Origin of the sequence: Maribrevibacterium harenarium (assembly GCF_006385675.1) — a bacterium.
In the GTDB taxonomy this organism is placed as follows: Bacteria; Pseudomonadota; Gammaproteobacteria; order Pseudomonadales; family Marinomonadaceae; genus Marinomonas; species Marinomonas harenarium.
The window spans coordinates 1-11654 of record NZ_VFRR01000059.1 but is presented as its reverse complement, the minus strand read 5'-3'; the positions used below and the strand labels follow the sequence as shown (position 1 = coordinate 11654).

Below are 11654 nucleotides of genomic sequence, written 5' to 3'. Positions count from 1 at the left end.
GTATAAGACTTCAAGTTTTTTGAGAAGTCTCCAGCGAGCGCCCACACAAATTATCTGATTATCTATTTTAAAGAGCGGTGACACCTCAAACATTAGCTAATCTAGCCAGTGTTTTGCAGTACTTATCGGCCTGCCGTGTCAGTGGGTGAGTATATTACCGTCGCGATTTTTTAACGCAAGCACTTTTTCAAAATAATTCAAAAAAACTTTAATCATACTGTCAAAAACAAAAGGCCCATCACAATGATGAGCCTTTTGATAACGCTACAGACTAACTTGAATTAGCCACCTACGTAACTGAGCATTACACCGGCCGCTACTGCAGATCCGATAACGCCTGCCACGTTTGGCCCCATAGCATGCATTAACAGGAAGTTCTGCTTATTAGCTTCCAAACCAACTTTGTTCGCCACGCGAGCAGCCATTGGTACGGCTGACACGCCCGCTGCACCAATAAGCGGGTTAATAGGCGTTGCTGAAAACTTATTCAACATTTTCGCCATCAACACACCTGCAGCCGTACCGATTGAGAAGGCAACAAGGCCTAATGACAAAATCCCAAGAGTTTCTACATTCAAGAATGCCTCAGAGCTCAACTTAGAACCTACACCTAACCCCAAGAATATGGTCACAATATTAATGAGAGCATTTTGAGCTGTATCACTTAGACGATCCACAACACCACACTCACGCATCAAGTTACCAAAACAGAACATACCCAAAAGTGGTGCTGCCGAAGGCAAGAACATCGCTACAAGCAGCAATACCACTATCGGAAATACAATCTTCTCAGTTTTCGATACCGGACGCAGCTGCTCCATTTTAATCGAACGCTCTTCTACCGAAGTTAAAGCTCGCATGATTGGCGGCTGAATCAAAGGCACCAACGCCATATAGGAGTATGCTGCAACCGCAATCGCACCTAACAAATCAGGAGCCAAACGACTTGCCACAAATATCGCCGTTGGGCCATCAGCACCACCAATGATACCGATAGCGGCAGCATCAGCCAGCGTGAAATCCATGATTCCAGCTGCACCCAACAATACTGCGCCAATTACCGTGGCAAAAATGCCAAACTGTGCTGCCGCCCCTAACAATAGCGTCTTTGGATTTGCCAACATTGGCCCAAAGTCCGTCATGGCTCCAACGCCCATAAAAATCATCAATGGGAATAAGCCAGTTTCAATGCCACCGTGATAAATGTAATACTGCAAACCACCTGGTGACACCATATGACCTGCTGCATCATAGACAGGAGCTGCCATAAAACCTGCACCAGGAATATTTACCAAAATAGCGCCAACGCCTATTGGTAATAACAACAATGGTTCAAAGCCTTTTTTGATCGCCAAATAGATCAACAGCAAACCTACAGCAATCATAACCAGCTGCCCTAATTGCAGCTGGTAGATACCTGTGTCGTGGTAAAGGTTAATTAATTTATGTTCCATTGGAATTCAATACCTTAAAGGGTTAGCAATGCCTGACCAACTTGAACCGCATCACCCTCTTTCACAAGGATGCTACCCACAGTGCCAGATTTAGGTGCTGAAATTTCAGTTTCCATTTTCATCGCTTCCATAATCATCAAGGTATCACCCTCGCTGACTTGCTGACCGGGAGACACCAAAACTTTAAAGATATTACCTGCAAGTGGAGCAGGCACTTCTTCGCCACCCGTTGATGGAGCAGGTGTAGCCGGAGCAGAAGGCGCAGAAACAGCATTCCCAATAGGCTGAATTTGAGAAATATCGCCACCATCGGTTACTTCAACCACAAAAGACTGACCTGACACATTTACGGTATATACCGCTGGCCCTTCTTGCTTAGCTGGAGCAGGTTTCGCAGACTCCAGGGTTGGTACTAGTTCAAACGCACTGGCGTCACCACGATTTTGTAGGAACTTCAAACCAATCTGCGGGAACAATGCATAAGTGAGTACGTCATCGATTGTATCGGTTGACAGTTTGATGCCTTTATCGCTAGCTAGCTGTTTTAATTCAGCCGTTAACTTATCCATTTCAGGTTCTAGCAAATCTGCTGGGCGACATGTAATCGCTTCAGCACCATCAAGAACACGCGCTTGTAGCTCTTTGTTGAACTCTGCTGGAGCAGCACCGTACTCGCCTTTCAGAATACCAGCCGTCTCTTTAGAAATTGACTTGTAGCGCTCGCCAGTTAAGACGTTAAGAACAGCCTGAGTACCGACAATTTGGGAAGTAGGCGTTACCAGTGGAATCAACCCTAAATCTTCACGTACACGTGGAATTTCTTCTAATACGGCATCAAACTTGTCAGCAGCACCCTGTTCGCGTAGCTGGTTTTCCATATTGGTCAACATGCCACCTGGCACTTGAGCGATCAAAATACGAGAATCTGTACCTCGTAGAGAACCTTCAAATTTGGCATATTTTTTACGCACTTCACGGAAGTACGCTGCAATTTCTTCTAACTTCGTTAAATCTAAACCAGTATCACGATCCGTACCTTGCAATGCAGCAACTACTGACTCGGTAGCAGTATGTCCGTACGTCATTGACATAGAGGAGATAGCAGTATCAACTCGATCCACACCCGCTTCAGCTGCCTTTAGAATCGTCATATCAGACAAGCCAGAGGTAGCATGGGCATGCAACTGGACTTCAAGCTCGGTTTGAGCTTTTAACTGGCTAACCAACTCAAAAGCATCGTACGGCGTCAAAATACCGGACATATCTTTGATAGCAATGGAATCAGCGCCCATATCCTCAAGAGTTTTCGCATAATCAACCCAGTTTTTCAGGGTGTGCACACGACTCTTGGTGTAAGAAATCGTACCTTGGGCATGCTTACCTTCCGCTTTTACCGCCTTAATAGCAGTTTCAAGGTTGCGGGGATCATTCATCGCGTCAAAAATACGAAATACATCTACGCCATTTTTAGCAGCACGCTCGACAAATTTAGTCACAACGTCGTCTGCATAATGACGGTAACCAAGCAAATTCTGACCACGTAGCAGCATTTGCTGTGGCGTGTTTGGCATCGCTTTTTTTAGTTCGCGGATACGATCCCACGGATCTTCACCAATAAAGCGGATGCAAGAATCGAAGGTCGCGCCACCCCAAGACTCAAGAGACCAAAAGCCCACTTGATCTAGTTTCTCCGCAATCGGCAGCATATCATCCAGACGTAAACGAGTCGCAAATAGAGATTGGTGCGCATCGCGCAACACGACATCAGTAATGCCTAGAGGTTGTTTGGTTGTAGTCATCGTATCAGCCTCTGATAATCAGTTAGTAACGAATTAACGTTGTCGGTGTTGGTGAATCGCTGCTGCGATTGCAGCAGCAATCGTCGGATCCACTGTCTGGCGGCTAGATGCCTGAGCATTTGCCGAGGACGGTTTTTTAGCTTGTACTGGCGCTGGTGCAGGAAAGTACTGATTAATCATTTTGGACATGAAGGTTGTCGCAAAAATCAGCACTATCAGGAATACGTATACGAATCCCATGCCCAGAATCATTAGCCCGAAGCCATCACTAAGTAAATTATCCATTAAACGCCTACCTGGATTTGGATGATTAATCTTGTACGGACGTGACGAATGTGGTCTATTCTCGAATTAAGACACAATCGTTTACATTGCCTGCTCATTTTTACCACAAAGCAGAACAGTTTCATATTTTTTTTGCATAACAGTTTGATCAAATCAGTGAACAATTCCCCAGCTTTTCAGCACCCTACCGACACCACATCCATTTCCCTCTTAGATTCGATAATACTGGCCGTAGCGCCAATGGAAGGTGTCATGGATCACACAATGCGGCAACTTTTATCGGAAGTTGGGGGAATGAATTACCTAGTCTCAGAGTTTGTAAGGGTTACAGAATATGCGGTTCCCAGCAAAACCTTTGCCAATCGCATACCAGAGCTAAACAATGGCTGCCAAACGGAAACTGGGCACCCTGTTCATGTACAGCTACTGGGAAGCAATAGCTTAACCATGAGCGCTAGTGCAAGTAATGCGGTGGCTGCAGGAGCCACTCATATAGACATTAACTTCGGCTGCCCCGCCAAACGAGTTAATGGCCACGGGGGCGGGTCTTTTTTATTGCAGTTCCCTGATCAGCTTTATCAAATAGTGAAAAGTATTCGCGGCGCAATTCCAGATGAAGTCCCTCTTTCTGCCAAAATGCGCCTGGGTTACGAGGATGAAAACTTACTTTGGGAAAATATCGATGCTATCTCCAGTGGCGGCGCTAGCACCCTCACCATCCATGGCCGCACGAAAAGCGATGGCTATCGCCCACCGGCTCGCTGGGAAAAAATCAAATTGGCTAAAGAAAAAACCACGATGACAATTATCGCTAATGGCGATATCTATTCCCGAGAAAGCTTAGAACAATGCAGAAAGATCACAGGCTGCCAACATTTTATGATAGGGCGCGGCAGTCTCAACAACCCATTTCTGTTTCAGCACTTACGCACCGGAAAAGTATATGAATATCAGGACTTAGTGGAATTAATACATGGCTACTGCGAAAAGCTAGTATCCAATTATGATGACTTCTCCACTTTAGGCCGAATGAAGCAGTGGTGCGCACACCTGAGACAAGATTGGCCTCAGATTGCCGATAAGCTGCCGGAAATCCGAAAAGCATCAAACCTAAATGAAATGCTAAAACACTTTTAGAAAAATGAAAAAATAGGTGAAGAAAAAGAAAGGGGGAATTCTAATGGCGCATCCGGGAGGATTCGAACCTCCGACCGCTCGGTTCGTAGCCGAGTACTCTATCCAGCTGAGCTACGGATGCACAGAGTAGAAGTATCGATTAAATGGCGCATCCGGGAGGATTCGAACCTCCGACCGCTCGGTTCGTAGCCGAGTACTCTATCCAGCTGAGCTACGGATGCGTGACATTTAAATCTTTACACAGTGACTTGCTTGAAATGGCGCATCCGGGAGGATTCGAACCTCCGACCGCTCGGTTCGTAGCCGAGTACTCTATCCAGCTGAGCTACGGATGCGTAAATGGCGGAGAGTGAGGGATTCGAACCCTCGATGAGTGATTAACCCATACTCCCTTAGCAGGGGAGCGCCTTCGGCCACTCGGCCAACTCTCCGAAACAAGTGCGGCGTATTATAGACACCCCAATTGTTTTGTAAAGACTTTTTTTGACTTAATTAGTCTTGTCCGTCTTCATCCTGTTCTTTTTGAATGCGAAGGTAGATTTCTTCACGGTGAACAGATACATCTTTAGGTGCATTGATGCCGATACGTACTTGGTTACCTTTAACGCCAAGCACAGTAACAGAAACGTCATCACCAACCATTAGTGTTTCACCAACGCGACGAGTAAGAATTAGCATATTAAGCTCTCCCTATTTCCCTGTATGTAATTTAGGTTTCAACCTACACTTTTGTAGGAATTATCCTACAAAACGAATTGTAGCTGCTTACGAACTTAGGCGCCAGTCGTTACCTCAAGGTTGTTGTGACTAATTGTTACTCTTCGCTAACGGCACCATCAGTTTCGTTAAGTTTGAAAGCGGAATGTAACGTTCTGACCGCCAACTCCAAGTATTTCTCATCAATAATGACAGATACTTTAATCTCAGATGTGGAGATAAGTTGAATATTTATTGATTCTGAGGCCAATGCCTTAAACATAGTACTCGCTACTCCAGCGTGAGAGCGCATACCTACACCCACTATAGAAACTTTAGCAATCTTGGCGTCGCCGACTACCTGCTTAGCGCCAAGTGTCTGTGCCACCTGCTCCAACACCGAATGCGCCTTAGTGTAGTCGTTTCTGTGAACGGTAAAGGTAAAATCTGTTGTCCCTTCTACAGATACGTTCTGCACTATCATGTCTACTTCGATATTGGCCTCACTGATAGGCCCAAGAATACTAAAGGCAATACCTGGTAAATCTGGCACTTCTTTTATGGTTAATTTTGCTTCGTCGCGGTTAAAAGCGATTCCAGAAACAGCTGGCTGCTCCATTTTATTCGTCTCCTCAGTTGTTATCAGAGTTCCTTCACCCTCAGTAAAGCTGGAAAGAACACGTAGTGGCACTTGGTATTTTCCGGCAAACTCTACTGACCGAATTTGCAATACTTTGGAACCAAGGCTAGCCATCTCTAACATTTCTTCAAAAGTAATTTTGTCTAAACGTCTGGCACTGTCCACCACGCGAGGATCGGTAGTGTAAACACCATCCACATCGGTATAGATTTGACACTCATCGGCTTTAAGCGCTGCGGCCAAGGCTACACCGGTGGTATCGGAACCGCCGCGCCCTAAGGTGGTAATATTGCCGTTTTCGTCAGCCCCCTGAAAACCTGCCACCACTACGACTTTCCCGGCATCGAGATCCGTGCGCATTGACTCTGTGTCTATGCTACGAATACGGGCTTTACCGTGGGCGCTATCAGTGGTGATACGCACTTGACTACCCGTATAAGAACGGGCATCTAGACCACGCTTTTTCAGCGCCATTGAGAGCAGTGCGATAGTTACCTGCTCTCCTGTTGATAGCAAAACATCCATTTCACGCTCATCAGGCACCTGCTGAATGTCTTTTGCTAAAGCAATCAGCCGATTAGTTTCGCCACTCATGGCTGACACTACCACAACGATATCATCACCTTGAGACTTATGCCGCAGCACCCTATCTGCCACAGCTTCGATACGCTCTACGGTACCGACTGAAGTACCGCCGTATTTTTGAACTAACAATGCCATTTTCGTTTTCCCAAACAAAAAGCGCCCTCTAAAGGGCGCGTTTTCTATTACAGTTGCTCTTGCACCCAATCTGGAACCGCAGCCAGCATGGCATCAATACCCGCTGGATTAGTGCCACCAGCTTGCGCCATATCAGGACGACCGCCACCACGACCATCCACAAAAGGAGCCGCAAACTTAATCAAGTCACCAGCTTTCACTTTAGCCGTGAAATCTTTAGTCGCGCCCGCAATCAAGCTCACCTTGCCGTCATGCTCTGCTGCTAGCAAAATTACCGCAGATTCAAGCTTGCTCTTAAGTTGATCAAGCAAGTCCCGCAAGCCTTTCGGATCTTCAATATCAATTTTGCTCACCAGTAGCTTGCCGCCTGGGATATCTATTGCACCAGAAGCCAAGTCAGCTCCCGCTTGAGCCGCCAGTTTAGACTTCAACTGTTCAAGCTCTTTTTGCATAGCACGAGCTTGCTCATTTAACGCCAATACTTTGTCGAGCGCCGCTTCTTTACTGGCTTTGAACAAACCAGCAATTTTTGACAGGGACACTTCTGTCTGACGAGTGGCATCAATCGCCGCTTTGCCAGTTAAGGCCTCTATACGACGCACACCCGCTGCGATACCACTTTCTTGTACAATCTTGAACAAGCCGATATCACCTGTGCGTTTTACGTGGGTACCACCACACAATTCGATGGAGTAGTCCGCCCCCATGGTCAATACACGCACTTGTGCTTCATATTTTTCACCAAAGAGCGCGTGCGCACCTTTCGCTTTCGCAGCTTCGATATCCATTACCTCTGTAATGGTTTCGTGGTTAAGGCGAATCTGCTCATTTACCATATCTTCCACTTGCTCTAGCTCAGCAGGCGTCATCCCCTCAAAATGGGAGAAGTCGAAGCGTAGGCGTTCAGCATTCACCAAGGAACCTTTTTGTAATACGTGATCGCCAAGCACACGACGTAGAGCTTCATGTAACAGGTGAGTAGCCGAGTGGTTAAGCGCTGTAGCGTTGCGCAACGACTTATCTACTTCTGTTGTGACTACGTCACCTACGTTGAGGGTTCCTTCCCGTACTTCCACATGATGTAAGTGAACTTTGCCTTGTTTCGTGGTGTTGGTGACTTTTACCGCAGCTGGCCCGCGGAACCAGCCTTGGTCACCGACCTGGCCACCGGACTCACCATAGAACGGCGTTTCAGCCAAAATCACCAAGCCTTTCTCTCCGGCTTGCAACGACGCTACTGATACACCATCAACTAAAATTTGCTCTACTGGACTTTGACCTTCTAGGTAGGCATAACCCGTAAATTCGGTTTTACCGTCTACGCTCACTGTACCAGACATATCCATACTGAAGTTGCTAGCTGAACGGGCCCGAGCACGCTGTTCTGCCATTGCCACCTCAAAACCAGCTTCATCGATCTCAAGACCTGCTTCACGGGCAACATCATTGGTCAAATCAGCAGGGAAACCATAGGTGTCGTATAGTTTGAAGATGGTCTCCCCTGGGATAACCTTGCTATCCCCTAGATTAGCAATCGCTTCTTCCAGGATGCGCATACCCTGATCTAAAGTTTTAGCAAACTGCTCTTCTTCTTTCAGTAGGATAGAAGCTACCCGGTCCGCTAGCTTACGCAATTCGGGGTAGGCTTCACCCATTTCAGCATCGAGGGCCGCAACCAATTTATAGAAGAACGGTTGAGTTTGGCCCAATTTATTACCGTGGCGTAGGGCTCGACGAATAATCCGACGCAAGACATAGCCACGACCTTCGTTGGAAGGCACTACGCCATCCACGATCATGAAGGAACACGAACGAATATGGTCGGCAATAACTCGCAGGGACTGGGAGGACAGATCTTCTGTGCCAACCGCTTGGGCTGCGGCTTTAATCAGATTTTGGAAAAGATCAATCTCATAGTTGCTGTGCACGCCCTGCAAAATCGCAGAAATACGCTCCAACCCCATACCCGTATCTACCGATGGTTTTGGCAATGGCGCCATGGTACCGTCAGCGGAACGGTTAAACTGCATAAAGACCACGTTCCAAATTTCGATGAAACGGTCGCCATCTTCTTCAGGAGACCCTGGAGGCCCACCCCAGATGTGCTCGCCATGGTCATAAAACACTTCAGTACATGGACCACATGGGCCTGTATCCCCCATCGCCCAGAAGTTATCCGATGCGTAACGTGCACCCTTGTTGTCACCGATACGGATGATCTTCTCCACCGGCACACCAATCTTATCTTTCCAAATGCTGTATGCTTCATCGTCTTCCGCATAGACAGTGACGAGCAGCTTCTCTTTAGGCAGCTTCAACACACCAGTTAAGAATTCCCAAGCATAGGCGATTGCATCTTCTTTGAAGTAGTCACCGAAACTAAAGTTACCAAGCATCTCAAAAAAGGTATGGTGGCGCGCTGTATAACCCACATTTTCTAAGTCGTTATGCTTACCACCGGCTCGAACGCAACGCTGAGAGGTAGTTGCCCGACTGTAGGGACGCTGATCTGCGCCAAGAAAGACATCTTTAAACTGAACCATCCCCGCATTTGTAAATAACAAGGTAGGATCATTACCGGGAACCAAAGAGCTGGATTCAACTATCTGGTGTTGCTTGCTTTCAAAGAAAGACAAAAATGACTGACGTAATTCAGAACTCTTCATAATGGCTGGAGACTCTTTATCTCTAAATTAAACTGGCGCTAGGGGTTATTCTGCCGAGCTAAACGGCGGATAATTAGAAAGTTAAAAATAGTACACGCAAAGCAGGTAGCTGAGCAAAAACTATCTAGAATTATGCCTGAATTTACTGGCACAAACTGGGTACGTAGACTTACGCATTACAATCATTTATCGATCATTCATTATGAACAGAGCTATCCTTAATAACGCTATGCAAATACTGGCCGCACGGGACCATAGCAGCTATGAGCTAAAGCAGAAATTACAACGCAACGGACATGCGCAAGAAGAAATTGAAGAGATCATTCTGCACTTACAAGAGCTCAACTATCTGAACGACCAGAGATTTGCCGAAAACTATATACGTTCGAAGGCATCACGACATATGGGACGCAATCGCATTCAGCAGGAATTACGGCAAAAAGGCGTGTCACAACCGCTTATCAATGAAGGGCTGCAGAACGTAGAACTGGATTTTTTTGCCCTGGCCTACGACACAAAATGCAGCAAGTTCGGCCCTGCCCTTGCCGAGAATTACCAGCACAAAAGTAAGCAAATGCGTTATCTACAGTATCGTGGCTACACCTTTGATGAGATTCGTTTTGCTGTTGAATATCAACCGGAACAAGAGTAGCAACTAAGGCTCTTTATCCATCAAGGCGTTGAGATAGCGTTCTTCCATTGCCACGTAATTCGTCTGCACGGTATCAATTTTAGTATCTAAATCACTGATCTTCTCTTTCAGGGCATCTAACTCCGCGCTATCCCCTCCCCGCTGCTGCAATTCGTTTTGTAGGCGAACTAGCTCCGATTCTAATTCTTCATTAATTTCTTTGAGATTTTCGATTTCTTCCAACTCTGTAGAAGTCATCTGAGTATCAGACTCATCGAGTTCGTCGTTTAAACGGGCCTGCAACAGGTCTTGCTGCTCTTTCGCTTGATTGAGATCTTTCTCAAGCACTTCCACATAAAGCTCAGACTCCCGCACCATCTGCTGTAACTGCTCTATCTTACTGGATTGCTTAATAGAAAATTGCTCATACTCTGGCGTTAGGGGGGCAGCATCCACCATGGCTACTAGGTTCTGCATAGCAACTTGTTCTTGAGCCATGACGTCGTGAATGTTGACTCTCTCTTTCTCCCCATTCGCATTACTTAGCTCATTGGTCTTACGCTTGATGATGTCTTCGCGCTTGCGTATATCCACCGTTAGGTTGTAACGCACCGTTTGTAGACTATCGAGTTTCTGCTCTAACGACTTAATGACACGATTACTTTCCAGCAAGGCTTTTTCTAAGCGGGCAAAAGCAATTTCATACTGGTTCGCTTGTTGATTCCCTGTCTTGCCTCCCTTCACCGTTACCAGCTGTTGCTTTAATTCTTGAATGACATCCGCCTGATAGTCTGACAAATTTCGCAGCTCGGTTAGCTTGTAATCTAGCTCATCACGCATGGAATCAATAAAATCCGTTTCTGACAGCGAATCAATAAACGAGCTTAGAGCATCTAGATATTCTTGAGTATTAGACCGATTTTTGGTCTGCTCTACATCCTGTTGTAGGCGCTCACCTAACTCCAACATGGAAGCGATTTCCGCTCTGAATAATGATAATTGGAGATCAAGCTCATGCTCTGCCGTCAATCTACTTTGCAGCTTATCTAAGCGCATATTGAGATTTGAAGTGATATTCATCTGCTCAAACACAGCTTCACCGGTACGCTGCACGACTTTGTTGAGCTGCTTTAAGAGATCATTACTAACTGCAAGTTGTTTAAGCAACAAGTCAACCTCTTGAGCGTATTTCAACCGATCCACCACAAACTGGAAATCCTCCAGCATAGGTTCGAGCTCTTGATCGGAAGCGCCCTGCTCTATTAAAGCCCGCTCTATCCGTAGGTAGGTAGCCCAACATTGCAACGTCAGATCCTCTTCACCTGAAATGGCTTCCTGTTCTGCCAGCAGTTGCTCACAAATAATAATTTGCTCGTCCAAAAGTTCTAGCCACTTTGTCTGCGCGCTGGAACTTCCTAATACAGTATCTGACTCAAGGCCTTTATTGCATATTTCGGAGCATTCCGACCAGCCATTTCGGGATTATCCGATCGCCCATTTCGGTTTAATCCGATCACCGGTTCCGCGATTATCCGATCACTTTTAGCCCCACTCCGGAATCGGCGATCGGAATAGCGAAAAACGTGATCGGAATGCCCGAAATCCTTCCTTTTTCTCTTTTAAATC

Annotated in this window: 9 protein-coding genes and 4 tRNA genes; 2 read left to right on the top strand and 11 right to left on the bottom strand. The window is 46.3% G+C overall.

The window, feature by feature from the left end; genetic code table 11:
• Positions 1–281: 281 nt before the first annotated feature.
• The 3 genes from FJM67_RS16090 to FJM67_RS16080 are packed head-to-tail and all read right to left on the bottom strand — an operon-like array spanning position 282 to position 3538.
• Positions 282–1454, bottom strand: a complete 1173-nt coding sequence (locus FJM67_RS16090) for a sodium ion-translocating decarboxylase subunit beta (RefSeq protein WP_140591486.1) — start codon at positions 1452–1454, stop codon at positions 282–284.
• Between the two features lie 14 nt (positions 1455–1468).
• Positions 1469–3253 carry a sodium-extruding oxaloacetate decarboxylase subunit alpha gene (oadA, locus tag FJM67_RS16085; RefSeq protein ID WP_140591483.1) on the bottom strand — a complete coding sequence of 595 codons (1785 nt, stop codon included), beginning with the start codon at positions 3251–3253 and terminating at the stop codon, positions 1469–1471.
• A 33-nt stretch (positions 3254–3286) separates the two neighbouring features.
• Entirely contained in the window at positions 3287–3538 is a 252-nt protein-coding gene (locus tag FJM67_RS16080; RefSeq protein ID WP_140591481.1) for an OadG family protein, read from the bottom strand.
• A 240-nt stretch (positions 3539–3778) separates the two neighbouring features.
• On the opposite strand from FJM67_RS16080, the gene FJM67_RS16075 reads away from it, so the two are divergent.
• On the top strand, positions 3779–4675 hold the full coding sequence (locus FJM67_RS16075) for a tRNA dihydrouridine synthase (RefSeq protein WP_140591489.1): 897 nt from the start codon (positions 3779–3781) through the stop codon (positions 4673–4675).
• 44 nt (positions 4676–4719) lie between these two features.
• On the opposite strand, the gene FJM67_RS16070 is transcribed toward FJM67_RS16075, so the two are convergent.
• From FJM67_RS16070 to alaS, 7 genes are all read right to left on the bottom strand, one after another.
• Positions 4720–4796 (bottom strand) — tRNA-Arg (locus FJM67_RS16070).
• A gap of 23 nt (positions 4797–4819) precedes the next feature.
• Positions 4820–4896 (bottom strand) — tRNA-Arg (locus FJM67_RS16065).
• 37 nt (positions 4897–4933) lie between these two features.
• Positions 4934–5010, bottom strand: a tRNA-Arg gene (locus FJM67_RS16060).
• A 5-nt stretch (positions 5011–5015) separates the two neighbouring features.
• Positions 5016–5106 (bottom strand) — tRNA-Ser (locus FJM67_RS16055).
• Positions 5107–5167: 61 nt separating this feature from the next.
• On the bottom strand, positions 5168–5353 hold the full coding sequence (gene csrA / locus FJM67_RS16050) for a carbon storage regulator CsrA (protein ID WP_140591478.1): 186 nt from the start codon (positions 5351–5353) through the stop codon (positions 5168–5170).
• 136 nt (positions 5354–5489) lie between these two features.
• A complete protein-coding gene (locus FJM67_RS16045; RefSeq protein WP_140591475.1) occupies positions 5490–6731 on the bottom strand; it encodes an aspartate kinase in 1242 nt (413 codons plus the stop codon).
• 47 nt (positions 6732–6778) lie between these two features.
• Positions 6779–9397 carry an alanine--tRNA ligase gene (gene alaS, locus FJM67_RS16040; RefSeq protein ID WP_140591473.1) on the bottom strand — a complete coding sequence of 873 codons (2619 nt, stop codon included), beginning with the start codon at positions 9395–9397 and terminating at the stop codon, positions 6779–6781.
• Between the two features lie 202 nt (positions 9398–9599).
• Between alaS and FJM67_RS16035 the strand changes: the two genes are divergently transcribed.
• Positions 9600–10049 carry a regulatory protein RecX gene (locus FJM67_RS16035; protein ID WP_140591470.1) on the top strand — a complete coding sequence of 150 codons (450 nt, stop codon included), beginning with the start codon at positions 9600–9602 and terminating at the stop codon, positions 10047–10049.
• Positions 10050–10052: 3 nt separating this feature from the next.
• On the opposite strand, the gene FJM67_RS16030 is transcribed toward FJM67_RS16035, so the two are convergent.
• Positions 10053–11408, bottom strand: coding sequence for a coiled-coil domain-containing protein (locus FJM67_RS16030; protein ID WP_140591467.1), 1356 nt, complete (start codon positions 11406–11408; stop codon positions 10053–10055).
• Positions 11409–11654: the final 246 nt, after the last annotated feature.